This window comes from Polynucleobacter sp. MWH-Aus1W21 (assembly GCF_018687275.1).
Classification (GTDB): Bacteria; Pseudomonadota; Gammaproteobacteria; order Burkholderiales; family Burkholderiaceae; genus Polynucleobacter.
Genome location: NZ_CP061287.1, coordinates 492,537 through 511,772 on the forward strand (window position 1 = coordinate 492,537; position 19,236 = coordinate 511,772).

Consider the following 19,236-nt stretch of genomic DNA (forward strand, 5'->3'; position numbering starts at 1 on the left):
ACAAGCTAAAATCTACCTCTTATGGCTTTATTACAAATCTCAGAACCCGGTAAATCTTTAGCGCCACATCAGCGGCGTATTGCTGTTGGTATTGATTTGGGAACCACTAATTCTTTGGTGGCCATTGTGCGCGATGCATTGCCTAAGGTGTTGCCCGATGCGCAGGGTCGCGAACTACTTCCATCTGTCATTCGTTATCTGCCTAATGGTAGGACTCAGGCTGGATTTGAGGCGCTCGAGAGTGTTGTGCTTGATCCAAAGAATACGATTGTTTCAGTGAAGCGTTTTATGGGCAGAGGCTTGCTTGATGTCGAGCATATTGAAAGTGCTCCATATGACTTTGTTGATCAACCTGGAATGCTCAAGTTAAGAACAGTAGCTGGCGATAAAAGCCCTATTGAAGTTTCTGCAGAAATCCTGGCACGCTTACGTCAGCTAGCAGAAGACTCTGTTAATGATGAAATTGTCGGCGCTGTCATTACAGTTCCCGCATACTTTGATGATGCGCAACGTCAAGCAACGAAAGATGCTGCGAAATTAGCTGGTATTGAAGTCCTCCGTTTATTGAATGAGCCAACTGCTGCTGCAATTGCTTATGGGTTGGATAATGCCTCGGAAGGAGTATACGCCGTTTACGACTTGGGTGGTGGCACCTTTGATATTTCTATACTGCGTATGAGCAGGGGAGTATTTGAGGTCCTGTCTACTGGTGGTGACTCAGCCTTAGGTGGCGATGACTTCGATCATCGCTTGTATTGCTGGGTGATTGAGCAAGCCAAGCTTCCGCCGCTATCGATTCATGATCATGCAACACTCTTGCAAGCTTGTAAGCACGCTAAAGAACAGTTGAGTCACAACCCTCTGGCGCGCGTTCACGAAACGCTTGCCGATGGCACGGTAGTTAACGTTGGCATTAGCCAGGCTCAATTTTTTGAGATCGCCCAGAATCTAGTGACTAAGACCTTGATGGCTTGTAAAAAAGCACTGCGTGATGCCGGTCTCAAGGCTGAAGACGTTAAAGGCGTGGTCATGGTTGGCGGCTCAACTCGTATGCCAAACGTACAACGTGCTGTTGGAGAGTTATTTGGTACACAACCATTAAACAATCTCAATCCCGATCAAGTCGTTGCATTGGGCGCGGCGATGCAGGCTGACCTACTAGCTGGTAATCAGAGTAAAGACGATGAATGGCTTTTATTAGATGTCATTCCACTTTCTCTTGGCGTTGAAACCATGGGCGGCTTGGTGGAAAAAATTATTCCTCGCAATACACCGATTCCGGTTGCTAGAGCGCAAGATTTCACGACCTTTAAAGATGGCCAGACTGCTTTGGCTATTCAGGTGGTACAGGGTGAGCGTGAGTTAGCTCAAGACTGTCGTTCACTAGGTAAGTTTGAGTTGCGTGGCATACCTGCCATGGCTGCAGGCGCAGCACGTATTCGAGTGACCTTTCAGGTCGATGCGGACGGCCTTCTGTCTGTTAGTGCAACTGAGCAGGGTTCTGGGGTTAAGGCATCGATTGATATCAAGCCTTCTTATGGCTTAACTGATGCAGAGATTACGCGCATGCTGCAGGATGGTTTCGCCTCAGCTAAAGAGGATTTGCTCTCAAGATCCTTGCGCGAAGAGCAGGTTAATGCCCAGCGATTACTTGATGCAGTACAAACAGCTCTCGATAGTGATCGCAATCTACTGAATGTAGAAGAGCAGGCAATCATTGATCAAGAGATGGCAGCATTGCAAAAGATACTCAATGAAGAAACAGATAGCGCAGTAGTTCGTAAAGCGGTTGATCATGCCGCTAAAGCTACTGATGACTTTGCGCAAAAACGTATGAACGCCATCATTCAGAAGGCTTTATCCGGTAAGAATGTTGCTGAGATTTAAGAAAACAAAAAACCAAAACGAATTCAAACTAAATACAAATAGAAAAGAATCATGACTCAAATCGTTGTACTACCGCATAGTGAGTATTGCCCTGAAGGTGCAGTTGTAGAAGTTGCTCCAGGCACTTCGATTTGTGAAGCTTTGCTAGAGAATGACATTCCGATTGAACATGCCTGCGATATGGTCTGCGCATGTACCACCTGCCACGTCATTGTGAAAGAGGGTTTCCAAAGTCTCAATCCTCCTGATGAGAATGAGGAAGACATGCTTGACCGCGCCTGGGGTTTAAATCCTCAGTCCCGTTTGTCTTGCCAAGCTATTGTGGCAAAGCAGGATTTAGTAATTGAAATCCCTAAATATTCAATAAATCACGCCAAAGAGAACCATTAACGCACCAAAATAAAGCATTAATGCCTGCAATCATGCATATGACACAAAGCAGAAGTTTCTAGAGGATTAGTATGAATTCGTAGTTCATTCTTTAGGTAGTACCTCCAAAAAAATCTTTTAAGCCATCCTTCGGGGTGGCTTTTCTTTTTGGTAAATGAAAAAGCCCCGCATTGCGAGGCTTTTTAAATACGAGGCAACAATGCTTACTGCGCTACGGCCTCACGAATCATACCTGCAGCAACCGTATGGTTTGTAGCTTCATCGATCAAGATAAAGGCACCAGTACGCTGGGATTGATCAAACAAGTCCGCAACGATTGGTTTTTGCAGCATGAAATCAACTCGACCAATCTCATTGGTGGATAGTGCGTGGACATCACTAGCTTGAGACAAGGTTTGAACATCTAAAACTTGTTGAATGTTCTTCACTTTTGCACCAACGGTATTGGTGGTGTGTCGCAAAGCATATTTACGACTCAATGAGAGTGGTTCGCTATCTAACCAGCATAAATCAGCAGAAAGTTGCTTGCTTAATACCGGTGGATTGCTATCTTCAACGCTAATAAATAAAGAGCCGCGTGATACATCAATATCTTCAGATAATTGAATGGCAACTGCTTGACCCGTTTCAGCTGAATCTACGGTATTGCTGCCATTGGTTTGCTTGCTGGTAGAGCGATTACCTAAATAAATCTCGGTAACAGTCGCTTCAGACCCGCTTGGCAGAACTTTAATCTTTTGACCCTTACGGATGCTGCCAGACTCAATTTCTCCGAGGTAGCCGCGGAAATCATCTGAAGCACTGCCGTCTTGACGTGCAACGTACTGCACCGGGAAACGGAGTGCAAGCTTTTCAGACTCGGGGCTGGCGTCTAAACTCTCAAGCCACTCTAAAAGGGTAGGGCCTTTGTACCAAGGAGTATGTTTGCTGGCAGTAACGACATTGGCCCCAAGCAATGCGGAGATCGGAATCAATGTTGGCTTAGGTAAGCCAATCTTTTGGGTGAGATCTTCAATAGATGTCTTGATGGTATTAAATACTTTCTCATCAAACTCATATAAGTCCATCTTATTGACAGCAAATACCACATGTCGAAGACCTAATAAATGCACAATCGCTGCGTGACGTTTAGTCTGCGCTAATAAAGTGGCTGGAGTGGTATTGAGATCAACGCGTGTTGCATCAACCAAAATGACTGCAACATCAGATTGAGATGCACCAGTCACTAAGTTGCGAGTGTATTGCTCGTGACCTGGAGCGTCAGCAACAATGAACTTACGTTTAGGGGTAGAGAAATAGCGATAAGCCACATCAATGGTGATGCCTTGCTCACGCTCAGCCTCTAGGCCGTCTGTGAGGAGGGCTAGATCAACGCCTGCATCAGAGGAGGTAACGCGTGCATGTTTGGTTTTAGAGAGAGACTCTAATTGGTCTACCAAAATAGATTTGGTGTCATAGAGCAAGCGCCCAATCAGGGTACTTTTTCCATCATCTACGCTACCAGCAGTAATGAAGCGAACAACGTTTTGATGTTGATTAGTAGTCATCAGAAGTAACCTTCTTTCTTGCGGCGCTCCATTGAGGCCTCATTGGTTTGATCGTCCATGCGAGTTGCGCCACGCTCAGTGATTTCAGTAATCGCGGTTTCGGCAATGATCTCTAAAGGGGTGCCTGCAGTACTCAACACGGGGCAGGTGCAACTGATATCACCTACGGTACGGAAACGTACATTTAGGATTTCACTGATGTCACCAGCTGCTTTTGGCGTTACGTCAGTTACCGGAACTAGTAAATTATTTTTCTTCACTACTTCACGTTCATGTGTGTAGTAGATGCTTGGAAGTTCTAATTTCTCGCGAGAAATGTATTGCCAAATATCAAGCTCAGTCCAGTTGGAGATTGGGAACACGCGCATGTTCTCGCCTTTGGCGATGCGGGCATTGTAGAGGTTCCAGAGCTCAGGACGTTGTGCCTTTGGATCCCATTGACCGAATTCATCGCGGAAAGAAAAGATACGCTCTTTAGCACGGGCTTTTTCTTCATCACGACGTGCGCCACCCATTAAGGCGTCGAACTCATGCTCAGCAATAGCCTCCAAGAGGGTTACTGCTTGCGCCGCATTGCGAGAATCCGTTTCTTTGCGTAAGCGAACGGTGCCTTTCTTAATCGAGTCTTCAACATGACCTACGATCAATTTCACACCAGTTTTTTCGACCACAGCATCACGATAGGCAATCACTTCTGGATAGTTGTGGCCAGTATCAATATGCAATATAGGGAAAGGCAGCTTTACAGGACGATCGCCAAATTGAAACGCTTTACGAGCTAGGTGGAACATCACAATAGAGTCTTTGCCACCGGAGAACAGCATAGCTGGGTTGGAGCATTGCGCTACCACTTCGCGGATGATGTAGATCGATTCGGCTTCAAGCCAATCTAAGTGATCATCAAGTAATTTTTGTTCTGACATTCTGAAAGTAATTTCTGCTAAGTTTTAATGATGAAATTGAATTATTTATTAACGTGCAAGCCACATTCTTTGCTATCGCTTTGCAACCACCACCAGCGACCAGCTCGAATGTCTTCACCCTTCTTCACCTGACGGGTACAGGGCTCGCAGCCAATGCTGGGGTAGCCCTTGAGGTGTAGTGGATGAACGGGAACGTTTTCTTGTTTGATGTAAGCCCAAATATCTTCTTCACTCCAATCAAACAAAGGATTGAACTTTGCGATGCCTCTCGCATCATCAAGCTCTTCTAGATTGAGTTCGGTACGTGTAGTAGATTGTTCGCGACGCTGACCGGTGATCCAGGCATCGGCCCCAAGTAATGCGGCATTTAGGGGTCTAATCTTGCGTGCACCACAGCATGCTTTTTTAGGCTCTTCACCATCGTAAAAACCATTCATGCCATATTGATCAATAAAAGCTTGAACATCGCTTTCTTGTGGGTAGACCTTTTCAATAGCTATACCGTAGTGATCTTCTGTAGTTTTGACCATATCCACCGTCTCTTGATGCAGGCGTCCTGTCGCTAATGTGAATAACTTAATCTCGGCACCAGCCTTAGCAATAGCATCGGTAATCACCATGTCTTCTGCAGCGAGGCTGGTTGCAAAGCGAACATCAGAGAAGCGTGAGGAAATGTCAGCTAAACGCTGCTTTAGAACGGCAGACTTTTCGGCAAGCTCCGCAGGGGTTAGGGTACTTGGTGGAATTGACCAAAATTCAGGAGCGATCATGAGGTGACTAACTTGATTCCCACTAGGAATAGGGTGCCAGCAAGCGTTGTTCTTGTGGCTTTCTCTGAAAGGGTGCTAGAAAGTTTCGCTCCTAACCATATGGCAGGAACTGACCCGAGCAATAAACCAAATAAAAGGTCGAAGTGAACATTGCCAAGCCACCAGTGGCCTAATCCTGCGAGTGCTGTTAATGGGACCGCATAAGCAATATCAGTACCAGCGACTTCAGATGCCTTGAGATGGGGATATAGCAACAAAATCAAGGTTGCACCAATTGCTCCGGCACCGATTGATGAAACCGTTACGAGAACACCAATTACAGCGCCAACGCTAATGGTAGAAATTTGTAATGCTTTGCCAGTTGGGAGATATTTCGGATTGGCTTGGATCCACTTCAGAATTTTTGCTCTAAATAGAAGTGAAGCTGCTGTTAATAGCACCGAAACTCCAATGGAAAAGCTAATGAGGTGATTAAAGTCTTTTGAGACTGGCCCGATATATTTCAACGCTAAGATAGAGATGATGGCTGTAGTCAAGCTACCTATACAGAGTAATCTAACTATGTCCCAGCGAACATTGCCATGTAAGCGGTGCGCGGCAGTGCCAAAACCTTTTGTAATCGCAGCAAAGGCAAGGTCTGTTCCTACTGCTGTTGTTGGGGCAACACCAAAGAGAATTGTTAATAAAGGCGTCATTAGTGAGCCTCCGCCAACGCCAGTCATCCCTACTAGTAACCCAACCAAAGCCCCAGAAATAATAAATTGAGACGACTCTTGAAAAAATTGCAGCATGAAATGATCCTCGATTTAGGCAAATGATTGTTCAAACTCTTCGAGCTTGATGGCATTCATGAGGAACAGAATTTGACGCTGAAAAGACTTCCGTTCAACCACCCGTTCAATAGGGAGTTGATCGTGTTCACGCAACAATTTTGTGATTACTGGGTTGTAATGTTCACGTACAGGTGACATTTGAATTCCTTGGTAAATATCTTGTTAGGAATAATTTACCAAGGGGGCTATATATCCACAAGGAATATATAGCGATATCTAAATTACTTTTAGATATATAGAATATCTTTATTTCTCTACAAATGCACGTTCAAAGACGTAGTCGCCGAGTTGACCAAGGCTTGGAGAGACCTTAAAGCCTTTGGCATCAAGCATCTCTGAGGTTTCCTTAAGCATGGAAGGGCTGCCGCAAATCATGGCGCGATCCACTGCTGGATCAAGCGGTGGCAAGCCAATATCTTTAAAGAGTTGACCAGATTCAATAGCAGTAGTGAGACGACCGGTGTGCTTGAAAGCCTCGCGTGTCACTGTTGGGTAATAAATGAGTTTTTCGCGAATGAGTTCGCCCAAGTATTCATCTTGAGTGAGCTCATTTTTAATGTAGTCCTCATAAGCTAATTCGCTTACTAGACGTACGCCATGGATAAGAACAACCTTTTCAAACTTCTCATACGTTTCGGGATCACGAATAATGCTCATGAATGGCGCAAGACCAGTGCCAGTACTGAATAAGTAAAGATGCTTTCCTGGATTTAAGTCATCTAACACTAGGGTGCCAACTGACTTTTCACTTACTAGAATTGGGTCGCCAACTTGAATCTTTTGCAGGCGTGAAGTTAAGGGACCATCTTGAACTTTAATACTTAGGAACTCGAGATGCTCTTCATAGTTAGGGCTAGCAACGCTATAAGCGCGCACCAAGGGTTTACCTTCTACTTCCAGGCCAATCATCAAGAAGTGACCGCTACGAAAGCGCAAGCCCTTATTGCGGGTGGTTGTAAAACTAAAAAGAGTGTCGTTCCAGTGGTGAACTGATAAAACGGTTTCGGTGTTGTATGCGGCCATAAATGCGTATTAATTAGAAGGTAGCAAAGAGATAATTATCCCATTCTTGTAGGTCTAAATTGAGGTCATTCCCAGCAAAAATAGGACTCTGTAGTGATATAGATCAGACTTTTAGTAATAAAGGACATATTTACAGGGGGTTTAAAGCCCATTGACTATCATCTAGTAATGAAAAGAATCCAGTACCTATTCCTGTCCTTTTTTATTTTGGGCTTGGTGATATTTGCCGTTGTCTTGCAGCAGGTTGGGTACCAAGGTGTCAGTTTCATGCCATGTCCTTTGTGTGTTTTGCAAAGGGTTGGCTATCTCGGGGTCGCCTTTTCTTGTTTGTTTGCTGCCTGTATTACACCCTTTAGAAAGCTATTTCATAGCTTGGCAATTTTGGCTGCTGGATATGGTACTTCAGTAGCTGGCCATCATGTTTGGCTCTTGTCTCACCCAAGTGAATCCTGCGGAATAGATCCTTTGGAGACTTGGATTAATCAATTTCAGCTAGCGAATAATTTTCCTTGGTTATTTAAGGCAGATGGTTTGTGTTCTGCAAAGCTCCCGGCTATTTTGGGATTGCAAGTACCAGAGTGGTCCTTGCTGTGGTTTACGGTTCTCTTATTGATATTGTTAATTACCTTCTTTAGGAAATCCTAAGTAATAAAAAAGGCACCCTAGGGTGCCTTTTGCTTACTCTAGAATTAATTACTCTTCTTCGCGACGTAAGTGTGGGAACAGAATCACGTCACGAATATTTGGAGCGTCTGTAAGTAGCATTACTAAGCGATCGATACCGATACCGCAACCACCAGTTGGAGGCATGCCGTACTCGAGCGCGCGGATGAAGTCATGATCGAAGTACATTGCTTCTTCGTCGCCAGCTTCTTTTTGCTCTACTTGTTTACGGAAACGATTGGCTTGATCTTCAGCATCGTTTAACTCGGAGAAGCCATTGGCAATTTCACGGCCAGTAATAAAGAGTTCAAAGCGCTCAGTAATGCCTGGGCGAGTATCGGATTCTCTTGCGAGTGGGCTTACCTCGATTGGGTAATCAATGATGTAAGTCGGCTCCCAGAGGTGCTCTTCAGCAACCAATTCAAAAAGAGCCAATTGAAGGGCGCCAATGCCGGCATTCTTGAGAGTAGGGGCATCTGGATTCTCACCACCTTTTTTCAATTCAGTGCGAATGAAGTTGATGTCATCAAGCTGGGCCGCTTCATAGCTCTTGCCTGATTGACCGCAGTACTTGAGGATTGCTTCAGTAATGGTCAAGCGTTGGAATGGCTTGCTCAGATCAAGCTCGCGGCCTTGATGTGTCAATACGGCAGTGCCTTGTGCATCAATTGCGGCAGCACGAATTAATCCTTCGGTGAAGTCCATGAGCCAACGGTAATCTGTATAGGCTGCATAGAATTCCATCATGGTGAATTCTGGATTGTGACGTGGGCTTACGCCTTCGTTACGGAAGTTACGATTGATTTCAAAGACACGTTCAAAACCACCGACTACCAAACGCTTGAGGTAAAGCTCAGGTGCAATACGCAAGAACATTTGCATATCAAGAGCATTGTGGTGAGTAATGAACGGCTTAGCTGCTGCGCCACCTGGAATCGGGTGAAGCATCGGTGTTTCAACTTCCATGAAGTCGGCATCTAGCATATGGCGACGTAATGAGGCGATCGCGTTACTACGTGCCTTAAATGTATTACGACTTTCAGGGTTAACAATTAAATCAACATAGCGTTGGCGATACTTAGTCTCTAGATCTGAGAGGCCGTGGAACTTATCTGGTAATGGGCGCAAGGATTTGCTCAAGAGGCGTAAATTGCTGCACTCTACGGACAACTCACCCTTATTAGTCTTAAAGAGATTGCCTTCAGCAGAGATAAAGTCGCCCATGTCCCAATGCTTGAAGGCGCCATGAACATCAGCGCCGCTGAGCTCATCATTGATATAGAACTGAATTTGTCCACTGCGATCTTGGATGGTTGCAAAACTCGCTTTACCCATAACGCGCTTAAGAACCATACGTCCCGCTACTTTGACATGAACTTGCTTCTCAGCCAACTCTTCTTTGGTCAAGCTGTCATAGTGTGCATGTAAGTCAGCAGATAAATGAGTTGGGACAAAATCATTTGGGAATGCAACACCGCCAGCGCGGAGCTTGGCAAGTTTTTCACGGCGCTCCGCAATGATGTGATTTTCATCTACGATTTGAGTCGTTGCTGCTGGGGTAGTTTTATCGTTCATATCTATAGTGACGCGGTAATGGGTGTTAGTTTTATACGCCTTGTTTCAGGCTGGCTTCAATAAAGGCATCGAGATCGCCATCCAATACTTTTTGGGTATTCGAAATCTCAACGTTAGTACGTAAATCTTTAATGCGGCTTTGATCTAATACATAGGAGCGGATCTGATGACCCCAACCTACATCGGTCTTACTAGCCTCTAGTTTGTCCTGCTCAGCGCGACGCTTTTGCATCTCATGTTCGTAGAGGCGAGACTTCAACATCGTCATAGCTTCAGCACGGTTGCGGTGCTGGCTTCGGTCGTTCTGACACTGCACCACAATTCCGGTTGGAATATGGGTTAAACGAACTGCAGAATCCGTTTTATTAATATGCTGTCCACCCGCACCAGAGGCACGATAGGTATCGGTACGAATGTCGGCTGGATTCACTTCAATTTCAATCGAGTCATCGATCTCTGGATACACGTAGATAGAAGCAAACGAAGTGTGACGTCCGTTAGAAGAGTCAAATGGTGACTTACGTACTAGACGATGCACACCAGTTTCGGAGCGAAGATGACCATAAGCATATTCACCATCGACCTTGATGGTTGCACTCTTAATACCAGCAACGTCGCCGTCTGATTCTTCGAGGATTTCAGTTTTATAGCCTTTGCGTTCGCAATACTTGAGGTATTGGCGATAGAGCATGCTGGCCCAGTCGCAGGCTTCTGTTCCACCAGCGCCTGCTTGAATATCGATAAAGCAATTACAAGAATCCATCTCATTGTGGAACATGCGACGGAACTCGAGGTCGCCAATAATCTTGCTATAGCTTTCAACATCTTGCTCAATGGCAGCAATTGTTTCAAAATCGCTTTCCTCTTTAGCCATATCGAATAGCTCAAGAGCACTAGTAATATTGGTATTGAGATCGGTAAGAGTGGCAACTACGCCATCGAGCAATTTCTTTTCTTTGCCCAGCGCTTGTGCTTTCTTTTGATCATCCCAAATTGTGGGATCTTCCAGTATTGAATTAACTTCGGTAAGGCGACGTGACTTTACGTCGAAGTCAAAGATACCCCCGAAGAGCTTGCTCACGGGTGAGCAGATCGGACAAGGTATTCGAAATAATATTTAGTTGTTCAGCTTCCATCCCCTGATTATAAGGGGGTTATTGCTGCAGACCCTCAGGCGCCAGAGGCCTCATCATGGGCTTCAATCATCAGCTGAACGCGAGCTTGACCTTGATAGCGGTCAGTTACCAATCGATAGGCTAGTCTGGCTTTGGCCGGCAGGCTTTGCGTGCGGTTAAACCAAACTGCTGTTAATGGTTTCAGGCTTGCTCCAGCCCCCATGGGCTTCACCATTAAGCGAAGATGTTTTTCTTTCATGAGGCTTTGCTGGGCAATCTCAAATTCCCCGTAGAACACCGGCTGAGGGAAGCCTTGGCCCCAGATTTCTTCTGCCAGGAGGTCGCCAATTTCAGGGGTAAATTCAGAAAGCTCGAGAGAGCCATCGTGCGCATGGCGACGCTCTAGTAATTCATCCGTTAATAAACTGCTCGCCACTTCCTGAAAGCAGGTATCAAACTTCTCAAAATCACTTTTACGAATGGTTAAGCCAGCCGCCATGGCATGGCCGCCAAACTTCAGAATGAGTCCAGGCTCACGTTTAGAAACAAGGTCTAATGCATCTCTTAAATGAAAGCCGGTGAGTGAACGACCTGAGCCACGCAATTCTTCACCCGTGCTGCCATCAGCAGGTGCAAATACAATTGCCGGTCTATTAAAGCGTTCTTTTAAGCGCGATGCAACGATGCCGACGACTCCTTGATGCCACTCTGAATTCCATAAGCAAATACTGTTGCGTTCTGGTATCGATCCAGCAAGCTGGTCTTCGGCTAGGTGAGAGAGGGCAGTTTCTTGCATTCCCGTTTCAATGACCCTGCGTTCACGATTAATGCGATCAAGTTCATGTGCCAGTGTCATGGCTTCATCGGGGTTATCTGTAAGGAGTAAGCGAATGCCTAAAGTCATATCCGCCAGACGCCCGGCTGCATTAAGTCTGGGGCCGATAGCAAATCCTAAGTCAAAAGTATTAGCTTTGCGTGGATCACGTGTAGCCGCTTGAAATAGCGCTTGAATACCTGGCTGAGATATCCCTGCGCGAATGCGCTTTAAGCCATTAGAAACCAGCACGCGATTGTTGCGATCGAGTTGTGCAACGTCTGCGACTGTTCCTAAAGCAACCAGGTCTAAAAGATTCTCAACTTTAGGTTGAGTTTCATTTGTAAATTTGCCACGCTTGCGAAGTTCAGCGCGAAGGGCGACTAGTAAATAAAACATGACGCCAACACCGGCAAGCGCCTTGCTTGGGAAGTTGCAACCCGGTTGGTTGGGATTTACGATTGCCAGCGCTTTTGGTAAATGGTCTCCGGGCAGGTGATGATCGGTCACAATAACTTCCATACCAAGCTCTTTGGCGCGATTAACGCCGGCTTCGCTTGCGATACCGTTATCAACAGTAATCAAGTATTTTGGTTTGGGATTTTGCTGTGCAGCCAATTCCACCACTTCGGGTGTGAGTCCGTATCCCATCGTAAAGCGATTGGGAACTAGAAACTGAATGGGCGCCTCTGGCCCACCCAGCATGCGTAAGCCTCGGAGACCAACAGCACAGGCGGTAGCCCCATCGCAGTCGTAATCAGCAACGATGAGCATCGACTCTTTTTTCTCGAGAATATCTGCAAGCAACGTGGCGGTGCTAATGCAATTCATAAGCTCAACCGGTGAAATGAGCTGCTTTAAGTCCAGTGAGAGTTCTTCAGGAGACTGTAGACCGCGTGCAGCATAGAGACGAGCTAGCAATGGATGCAATCCACTCTGCGCCAACCAAGTGGCAGTGCGTTCTGAAAAAGGGCGTTGAGAAAATAGACTCATATAAAACTCATACATCACTCATAGCTGAGTAATTTCTTTCCAAGTCAATGGCTCTGGCTTTTTCCAGAATGCCCAAGATTTTTTATGAAGATCTTTAATTGTGAGAACGCGCTCACGAACTTTACCTTTTGGAAAGTCAATGAGGGCAACTTCATCAATCTTTTTATTTAGCAGTGCTGCACTGAGTTGCGGCCATGCCAATTGAGGTTGCTCAAGCCAAGCAAATGCGCCAGCTAGATTATTCCCATTCAAAATCACTTCGTAGGGAAGGTCTAATAGCTTTGCTAAGCCAGCCAGTATCGGGTGCTGGCCAATTAAGCGTTTTGATTTTTCCAGTGCTTTAGGTGCTCGAACATCGTTAAGTTTTCCAATGCCACTAATCCAGAGCGAGTTAATGCTGGGCATGCCGCGTTCTTCACGCTCTTCGTTTACTGGACCAATATGCCAGAGCATTTGAATTTCATTTTGAAGTTTGCGCCAACGCTTAGCAATACCTTCTTCGTGAGTATCTCGCGGCATCCACCAATCAATATTGCGGCCATGCGCTTGATCAACGCTATAACTGGCAAGACTAGAAAAAGGTCCTGCAGGCATAAACCAATAGTGCTGGTTTTGAAAAAGGACAGAGTTCTGAAAATCTTCTTCTAACAATGGGAGTGCTGCATTGAGTAGTTGGACGGATTCTTCTGCCGTCAGATCAATCTGGTTCTGCCCCATCAAAATGAGATGATCTCGTGTGGCGTGAAGATGAACTGGTTGTAGGCATGCAATGACTTCGGTTGGATTGACTGTCTGATCAGATTGTCCAAGAAGTAATACCGGAGCAATGGGTACCGCTTCCCCGAGCAAAAAACGCTCATGGGGTAGACCTTGCCTTGGCCCATCCTTGTATTCAGGCTCGTCCAAAACGTCTTCCCCTGAAAGTAACAGGGTAAAACGGCGAAGTTGGCCTAGGGTGGGGGTGGAATTAGCAGTCATTCCCCTGATTTTAGGTGGCATTTGAGTATTCCATCAGTTTGCCCGCGCGATTCACTAAACTGTGGCTATGTTGAGACTTCCTATTGAGCTAGAAATTGGCCTGCGCTACACCCGATCCAAGCGTCGCAAGACGGTGGGAAAGCGTGATGGCTTCCTATCCTTTATCTCCGGAATCTCTACTGCAGGTATCGCTTTAGGGGTTGCTTCGCTGATCGTGGTTCTCTCTGTCATGAATGGCTTTCAGAAAGAAGTGCGAGATCGCATGTTGTCAGTTCTATCCCATGTGGAAATTACCGCACCTGATGGCTTGGCAAACTGGGAGCCGCTGGCGCTTAAAGTGGCGGCCCAGCCGCATGTAGTTGGTGTGGCACCTATGGTGAGCTCTCAAGGACTTCTTAGTCGTGAGAGCATGATGCGCGGTGTAGCAATTCGTGGCATCTTACCTAGCGAGGAAGGTAAGGTTTCTGACTTACCAAAACAATTTGTTGCAGGCAGTATTGATGATTTAAAGCCAGGAAGTTTTGGGGTTGCTCTAGGTGCACAACTGGCAGCTATTGTTGGTGCGCACGTGGGCGATCGTATTAATTTGATTGTTCCTGAAAGTGATTTAACGCCAGCAGGCGCTATGCCTCGTATGCGCACACTTCAGGTAGTGGGCATTGTGGATAGCGGTCATTATGAATATGACAGTTCCCTGGCTATCATGCATTGGAAGGACGCTGCTGCCTTATTGCGGCTTCGCGATCCATCCGGTCTACGTGTCAAGGTAGACGATATGCAACGCGCTCCGGCAATCGCCAATGAATTAGCTGCCATTGTTCCTCAAGCATTATGGGTGACTGACTGGTCAAGATCTAACCGCAATTGGTTTGCAGCAGTTCAGACTGAGAAAAAGATGATGTTCATCATTCTGACTTTGATTATTGCTGTTGCGGCATTTAATTTGGTATCTACCTTGGTGATGACGGTAAACGAGAAGCAGGCGGATATTGCCATTTTGAGAACGATGGGTGCAAGCCCTGGACTTATTCAGAGAATATTTTTAATTCAAGGTTTGTCGATTGGTTTGTTAGGGTCTTTAGCTGGGGTTGCTTTAGGCGTATTAATAGCGCTCAATATTGATGTCATCGTTCCTGTCATTGAAGCAATATTCCGGGTGCAATTTTTGCCGCGTGAGGTGTATTTCATTAGCGAGCTACCTTCTGATGTTAGAGCTAGTGATGTGTTGACAGTTGGCTTAATGGCCTTTGGCCTATCTGTGTTGGCAACTTTGTATCCAAGTCGCAGAGCCGCTAAGGTTCAGCCAGCGGAGGCTTTACGTTATGAGTAATTTAGAGAACTTAGTGCTCAAAGCCAGAGGCCTGGCTAAGACATACGGTCAAGGACCTACTGCAGTTGAGGTTCTTAAAGCGATTGATTTAGATGTCGCGCCTTCAGAAAAGCTTGCCATTGTTGGATCCTCGGGTTCTGGTAAAAGCACTTTGCTACATCTTTTGGGCGGTTTAGATAATCCAAGCTCTGGTTCAGTGATTTTGGCTGGGTCTAACTTGAATAACTTATCAGTGAAGAAATTGGATCAGCTGCGTAATCATAGTTTGGGCTTCATTTACCAGTTCCATCACCTCTTAGATGAATTTAGCGCTGCTGAGAATGTTGCATTACCGCTGCGTATCCGCGGTTTAAGTAATGATGAGTCGATGGATCGCGCTAGCAAAATGCTCAAAGCAGTAGGCTTGTCCGCTCGAGAGTTACATACCCCGGGTGAGTTGTCGGGTGGAGAGCGTCAGCGTGTCGCCGTTGCTCGCGCCTTGGTTGGCAATCCTGCTTGCGTTCTGGCAGATGAACCCACTGGTAACCTAGATACTGAGACAGCTGATGGCGTCTTTGATTTAATGTTAAACATAGCTCGCGACCAAGGCACTGCCTTTGTGATCGTGACTCATGATCCCGTGCGCGCTAAACGTTGTGATCGTATTTTGCATTTAGAGCGCGGAGTATTGAAAACATTTTCAGCGTGAGTAGACATCCCATGTGGATCGATACCCATTGCCACCTGGATGCCCCGGAATATGCAGACTCATTGCCTGCAGTGATCCGTGCGGCTAAAGAAAAAAACGTTCAAGCAATATTGCTGCCAGCCGTGAAGGCGGCCGACTGCACTCATGTAACAGAATTGACCCACCAATATAGCCAAGAGATCCCTGGCTTGGTTTACACCCTTGGAATTCATCCTCTGTATACAAATCAAGCGCAAGAGAGTGATATCGCTACGCTTGAGAAGCATATCGTTGAAGCGCTTTCTGACTGCCGTTTTGTGGGTGTGGGTGAAATTGGTTTGGATTACTTTGTCGAGAATCTGGATCCTCATAAACAGGAATTCTTTTTCAATGCACAGTTGGATTTAGCGCAGAAGTATCAATTGCCTGTGATCCTACATGTGCGTCGATCACAGGACGCAATCCTAAAAGCTTTGCGTCGTCGCAATATCTCTGGTGGTATTGCCCATGCTTTTAATGGCAGCTTTCAGCAGGCCGAACAATTTATTGAGCTTGGGTTTAAGTTAGGCTTTGGCGGTGCAGCTACCTATGAGCGTGCCTTACAAATTCGAAGACTCTTAAAAGAGTTGCCGCTAGATAGCATCGTGACTGAAACGGATTCTCCTGATATTCCGCCTGCATGGCTTAGAGAAGAAGGCATTGCCTTTAATGAACCTGCTTTTGTTGAGAGAATTGCAAAAGAATTAGCATCGATTCGGGGTGTTGATGATGCTGAGTTTGCTTCTGCGGTTTGGAGTAATGCGATGCATGTATTACCGCGCTGGTCGGCTCTCTGCGCTGATTTACCTAATCTCAATCTAGCCCCTTAATTCATTGCGTTTAGCCATTACGGCGTTCATCGCCGGGGGGTCGCTCCTTCTCTTTTTGCCGCAAGTTCCGGAACATTGGGCGTTTGCCGGAATCGCATTCGGCAGTCTGTGTTTGTCAGTAATTTACTTTAACCATCAATCCACGCTGATTAAAAAGATTGCAATCATCGGTTTGCTATTTGCAATGGGATTTGTATGGAATGCTCGATATGCTGAAAGCCGCTTAAAGAATATTCTTGCTCTCGAGTTGGAGGGCAAAGAGTTAAATCTTGAGGGCAGGGTAGCGGCATTGCCGCAAAGCAATTCGTCGGGAGCAAAGTTTGCTTTTGAGGTTGATAGGGCTAGTGTGGGCAAAGAACTTCTTGAGCACTCTCCAAGGCGAATTTATTTAAGTTGGCAGCCTGCCTGGAGGAATCCTCAGGCAATTCCAGATATTGTTCCTGGTCAGCGCTGGAGGTTCAAGTCTAAATTGAAGCGTCCCTATGGCTCACTTAATCCATATACCTTCGATTTTGAGCGCTGGTCCTTTCATCAGGACTTTGGCGCAAGTGGTTCAGTTAGGACAGCAGAGTTATTGCTGGATAAAGATATCGCCTGGACTGAGATTGAGTTGCGTATGGAGCTTATGCGTTGGCACTTACGAAAAAAGATACAGTCTATGCTGCCGGACGATGCTAGATATGTAGGTGTGTTGATTGCTTTAGTGATGGGTGATCAAAACGCAATTGATCAGGATGACTGGCAAGTGTTCAATGCCACTGGCATCGGGCATCTCATTTCAATTTCGGGACTACATGTCACGATGTTGGCTGGCGTGGGCGCTTCTATTGCCGCTTTTATTTGGCGTCGTCGTACTTGGCCTTTAATTGCGCCGGTCAGCAAGGTTGCAGCAATCTCTGGATTTGTCACAGCATTTATTTACGCATGGTTGGCCGGCTTTCAGATACCCGCACAGAGAACCATGTACATGGTCGGTGTTGTGGCATTTGCTTTATGGACCGGCAGAAATCCTCGATCGTTTGATATCTGGTGGTGGGCTTTAGCTTTTGTGCTGCTCATTGATCCTATGGCTCCCTATACCCCAGGCTTTTGGCTATCTTTTGGTGCGGTTGCAGCCATTTTGTATGCGATGGGTGATTCATCTGGCTTGCTGGGTATACCAACCGGGAAAGAGTTGCAGGTTCATTGGTCTTTTCGTGCGATTCAAGCTTTGCGTGAGGCGTGTCGAGTGCAGGCTGTTGTCACGCTGGCATTGTTACCACTTACCTTGTATTGGTTTTATCAAGTTTCGGTTGTTTCACCACTAGCAAATGCTTTTGCCATACCTTTGGTGAGTTATATCGTGACGCCGTTAGCAATCGTTGGAGCCATGCTTCCCGAATTCATTGGTCGCTGGTTAATGTGGCCTGCCCATGCGGCTATGGAATATTTGGCAATCGCTCTTGAATGGATGGCGAATTGGGGTTGGTCTGTAGTTTGGTCAAGGCAACCAGAGTGGTGGCTGTTGCTAATTTCTAGTGCGGGAATTATTTATGCGATCCGTCCAGGCAATATTGGGGGTACATGGAAAGGGAGATTGCTTGGCATTGTTTTTTCTATTCCGTTGTTTATTCCGATCTTCCAATTATTGAGTGCATCTCGTCTAGCTCAAGGAGAATTTAGAGCCAGCGTTTTGGATATTGGTCAGGGTACTGCGGTGCTCATTGAAACTGCAAATAGAAGATTGCTCTATGACACCGGGCCTATTCAGGGTAAGAAGGATGATGCAGGTCATAGAATCATTCTTCCATATTTGCGTGGCGGGGGAGTGGATCATATTGATCGCATGGTAATTAGTCATAGCGATAGTGATCATGTAGGCGGTGCTGCGACACTGCTAAAACATATTCAGTTTGATTCTATGATGGGGTCATTGCCTATTAACAATCCCCTGCTGGAAAATTTTCGGGCCAGAAAAATCCCAAGTATTCCTTGTAGATTTGGTCAACGCTGGATATGGGATGGTGTTGAATTCATAATCTGGCATCCAGACAAGGAAACGATATTTTCTAATCAATATTCTGGAAAGCCAAATGAGATGAGTTGTGTGCTTGAGGTGCGCAATACGCAAAGCTCACTTTGGTTAACGGGCGATGTTGAGAAACAGGGTGAAGCTGAGATCACAGAACGTTTAGATGATGCAATGCTCCAAGAAATTGGTACAAGAGAGTTGATATTTATGGCGCCCCATCATGGCAGCAAAACATCTTCTTCATTGGCGCTTCTAAAGCAATTGGAGTCTGATCAAGCATTTGCACAAAATGGGTATCGAAATCGATATGGACACCCGCATCCGGATGTGACTGCGCGTTACAAGGATTTAGGTATTCCTTTTTATCAATCTCCGGAAACAGGGTTTCAGACTTGGCTATTTAAGAATGGCGCAAATTCTTCGACGCAATTTTGGAGGCGTAATGTAAAACGACTGTGGCATCGCTAGATGTGGAGTTGAATAAGTTGGTCGTCCAATCCACTTTTTATGCATAACAACATTCCAACATGGGCGAGATGGATGCGCTTTTCAGCTAAGCCCAAGACTTAATAATTCAAAAATCTGAGAAATCAGACTTTTTTATTACCCAAAAAAGCAAAAAGCCCTTAAAAATTAAGGGCTTAGTACTGAATTACTGGTTGCGGGGGCAGGATTTGAACCTACGACCTTCGGGTTATGAGCCCGACGAGCTGCCAGACTGCTCCACCCCGCGTCTGAAGCGTAGATTCTACCATTTTTTGCAGTCCACTGTCGACCTTTTCTGCAAAATTGACTCAAAAAACGCGGTTTTAGCTTGCCCAAAGTCATTAGGGGTGGCGCAATTTAGG

17 protein-coding genes and 1 tRNA gene are annotated in these 19,236 nt (G+C 46.0%); 7 read left to right on the forward strand and 11 right to left on the reverse strand.

The features are described from left to right. The first annotated feature begins 21 nt into the window (after positions 1 to 21). The gene (hscA, locus tag ICW03_RS02625) at positions 22 to 1,887 is read left to right on the forward strand and encodes a Fe-S protein assembly chaperone HscA (protein WP_215348650.1); all 1,866 of its coding nucleotides are present in this window, start codon (positions 22 to 24) and stop codon (positions 1,885 to 1,887) included. A gap of 51 nt (positions 1,888 to 1,938) precedes the next feature. Further along, complete coding sequence (gene fdx, locus ICW03_RS02630; RefSeq protein WP_215348652.1) at positions 1,939 to 2,277, forward strand: ISC system 2Fe-2S type ferredoxin; 339 nt, start codon at positions 1,939 to 1,941, stop codon at positions 2,275 to 2,277. Positions 2,278 to 2,480: 203 nt separating this feature from the next. On the opposite strand, the gene ICW03_RS02635 is transcribed toward fdx, so the two are convergent. From ICW03_RS02635 to ICW03_RS02660, 6 genes are all read right to left on the reverse strand, one after another. Next, positions 2,481 to 3,824 carry a sulfate adenylyltransferase subunit 1 gene (locus ICW03_RS02635; RefSeq protein ID WP_215348654.1) on the reverse strand — a complete coding sequence of 448 codons (1,344 nt, stop codon included), beginning with the start codon at positions 3,822 to 3,824 and terminating at the stop codon, positions 2,481 to 2,483. Next, the gene (gene cysD / locus ICW03_RS02640) at positions 3,824 to 4,747 is read right to left on the reverse strand and encodes a sulfate adenylyltransferase subunit CysD (RefSeq protein ID WP_215348655.1); all 924 of its coding nucleotides are present in this window, start codon (positions 4,745 to 4,747) and stop codon (positions 3,824 to 3,826) included. The genes ICW03_RS02635 and cysD overlap by 1 nt, the downstream gene beginning before the upstream one ends. A gap of 41 nt (positions 4,748 to 4,788) precedes the next feature. Next, positions 4,789 to 5,517 (reverse strand): phosphoadenylyl-sulfate reductase, encoded by a 729-nt coding sequence (locus ICW03_RS02645; protein WP_215348657.1) that lies wholly within the window; start codon positions 5,515 to 5,517, stop codon positions 4,789 to 4,791. After that, entirely contained in the window at positions 5,514 to 6,308 is a 795-nt protein-coding gene (locus tag ICW03_RS02650) for a sulfite exporter TauE/SafE family protein (protein ID WP_215348659.1), read from the reverse strand. The genes ICW03_RS02645 and ICW03_RS02650 overlap by 4 nt, the downstream gene beginning before the upstream one ends. A gap of 15 nt (positions 6,309 to 6,323) precedes the next feature. Further along, complete coding sequence (locus ICW03_RS02655; protein ID WP_215350355.1) at positions 6,324 to 6,488, reverse strand: hypothetical protein; 165 nt, start codon at positions 6,486 to 6,488, stop codon at positions 6,324 to 6,326. A 108-nt stretch (positions 6,489 to 6,596) separates the two neighbouring features. Beyond that, a complete protein-coding gene (locus ICW03_RS02660) occupies positions 6,597 to 7,373 on the reverse strand; it encodes a ferredoxin--NADP reductase (protein WP_215348661.1) in 777 nt (258 codons plus the stop codon). Between the two features lie 168 nt (positions 7,374 to 7,541). Between ICW03_RS02660 and ICW03_RS02665 the strand changes: the two genes are divergently transcribed. After that, positions 7,542 to 8,018, forward strand: coding sequence for a disulfide bond formation protein B (locus ICW03_RS02665; protein WP_215348662.1), 477 nt, complete (start codon positions 7,542 to 7,544; stop codon positions 8,016 to 8,018). 48 nt (positions 8,019 to 8,066) lie between these two features. On the opposite strand, the gene lysS is transcribed toward ICW03_RS02665, so the two are convergent. The 4 genes from lysS to ICW03_RS02685 all read right to left on the reverse strand — a co-directional run bounded on the left by lysS (position 8,067) and on the right by ICW03_RS02685 (position 13,532). After that, positions 8,067 to 9,611: a lysine--tRNA ligase gene (gene lysS, locus ICW03_RS02670; RefSeq protein WP_215348664.1), complete on the reverse strand. Its 1,545-nt coding sequence runs from the start codon at positions 9,609 to 9,611 to the stop codon at positions 8,067 to 8,069. Between the two features lie 31 nt (positions 9,612 to 9,642). Continuing rightward, positions 9,643 to 10,747 (reverse strand): peptide chain release factor 2 gene (prfB, locus tag ICW03_RS02675; RefSeq protein WP_215348666.1). Its coding sequence is split into 2 segments (ribosomal slippage): positions 9,643 to 10,665 and positions 10,667 to 10,747, totalling 1,104 coding nucleotides; the frame shifts between segments, so codons are not numbered across the junction. Positions 10,748 to 10,781: 34 nt separating this feature from the next. Beyond that, a complete protein-coding gene (recJ, locus tag ICW03_RS02680; protein ID WP_215348668.1) occupies positions 10,782 to 12,533 on the reverse strand; it encodes a single-stranded-DNA-specific exonuclease RecJ in 1,752 nt (583 codons plus the stop codon). 18 nt (positions 12,534 to 12,551) lie between these two features. Beyond that, the gene (locus ICW03_RS02685) at positions 12,552 to 13,532 is read right to left on the reverse strand and encodes a hypothetical protein (protein WP_215348670.1); all 981 of its coding nucleotides are present in this window, start codon (positions 13,530 to 13,532) and stop codon (positions 12,552 to 12,554) included. Positions 13,533 to 13,578: 46 nt separating this feature from the next. Between ICW03_RS02685 and ICW03_RS02690 the strand changes: the two genes are divergently transcribed. The 4 genes from ICW03_RS02690 to ICW03_RS02705 all read left to right on the forward strand — a co-directional run bounded on the left by ICW03_RS02690 (position 13,579) and on the right by ICW03_RS02705 (position 18,856). Continuing rightward, positions 13,579 to 14,841, forward strand: a complete 1,263-nt coding sequence (locus ICW03_RS02690; RefSeq protein ID WP_215348671.1) for a lipoprotein-releasing ABC transporter permease subunit — start codon at positions 13,579 to 13,581, stop codon at positions 14,839 to 14,841. Next, positions 14,834 to 15,529, forward strand: a complete 696-nt coding sequence (locus ICW03_RS02695; protein WP_215348673.1) for an ABC transporter ATP-binding protein — start codon at positions 14,834 to 14,836, stop codon at positions 15,527 to 15,529. Before ICW03_RS02690 ends, ICW03_RS02695 begins: the two co-directional genes overlap by 8 nt. Positions 15,530 to 15,540: 11 nt before the next feature. Then, a complete protein-coding gene (locus ICW03_RS02700) occupies positions 15,541 to 16,377 on the forward strand; it encodes a TatD family hydrolase (RefSeq protein ID WP_215350130.1) in 837 nt (278 codons plus the stop codon). 112 nt (positions 16,378 to 16,489) lie between these two features. After that, entirely contained in the window at positions 16,490 to 18,856 is a 2,367-nt protein-coding gene (locus tag ICW03_RS02705; RefSeq protein WP_251374442.1) for a DNA internalization-related competence protein ComEC/Rec2, read from the forward strand. A gap of 188 nt (positions 18,857 to 19,044) precedes the next feature. Here ICW03_RS02705 and ICW03_RS02710 read toward each other — a convergent pair. Next, a tRNA-Met gene (locus ICW03_RS02710) sits at positions 19,045 to 19,121 on the reverse strand. Positions 19,122 to 19,236: the final 115 nt, after the last annotated feature.

Coding starts and splice junctions, on each gene's coding strand:
- hscA (WP_215348650.1), top strand. CDS start 22: ATGGCTTTATTACAAATCTCAGAACCCGGTAAATCTTTAGCGCCACAT.
- fdx (WP_215348652.1), top strand. CDS start 1,939: ATGACTCAAATCGTTGTACTACCGCATAGTGAGTATTGCCCTGAAGGT.
- ICW03_RS02635 (WP_215348654.1), bottom strand. CDS start 3,824: ATGACTACTAATCAACATCAAAACGTTGTTCGCTTCATTACTGCTGGT.
- cysD (WP_215348655.1), bottom strand. CDS start 4,747: ATGTCAGAACAAAAATTACTTGATGATCACTTAGATTGGCTTGAAGCC.
- ICW03_RS02645 (WP_215348657.1), bottom strand. CDS start 5,517: ATGATCGCTCCTGAATTTTGGTCAATTCCACCAAGTACCCTAACCCCT.
- ICW03_RS02650 (WP_215348659.1), bottom strand. CDS start 6,308: ATGCTGCAATTTTTTCAAGAGTCGTCTCAATTTATTATTTCTGGGGCT.
- ICW03_RS02655 (WP_215350355.1), bottom strand. CDS start 6,488: ATGTCACCTGTACGTGAACATTACAACCCAGTAATCACAAAATTGTTG.
- ICW03_RS02660 (WP_215348661.1), bottom strand. CDS start 7,373: ATGGCCGCATACAACACCGAAACCGTTTTATCAGTTCACCACTGGAAC.
- ICW03_RS02665 (WP_215348662.1), top strand. CDS start 7,542: ATGAAAAGAATCCAGTACCTATTCCTGTCCTTTTTTATTTTGGGCTTG.
- lysS (WP_215348664.1), bottom strand. CDS start 9,611: ATGAACGATAAAACTACCCCAGCAGCAACGACTCAAATCGTAGATGAA.
- recJ (WP_215348668.1), bottom strand. CDS start 12,533: ATGAGTCTATTTTCTCAACGCCCTTTTTCAGAACGCACTGCCACTTGG.
- ICW03_RS02685 (WP_215348670.1), bottom strand. CDS start 13,532: ATGCCACCTAAAATCAGGGGAATGACTGCTAATTCCACCCCCACCCTA.
- ICW03_RS02690 (WP_215348671.1), top strand. CDS start 13,579: ATGTTGAGACTTCCTATTGAGCTAGAAATTGGCCTGCGCTACACCCGA.
- ICW03_RS02695 (WP_215348673.1), top strand. CDS start 14,834: ATGAGTAATTTAGAGAACTTAGTGCTCAAAGCCAGAGGCCTGGCTAAG.
- ICW03_RS02700 (WP_215350130.1), top strand. CDS start 15,541: ATGTGGATCGATACCCATTGCCACCTGGATGCCCCGGAATATGCAGAC.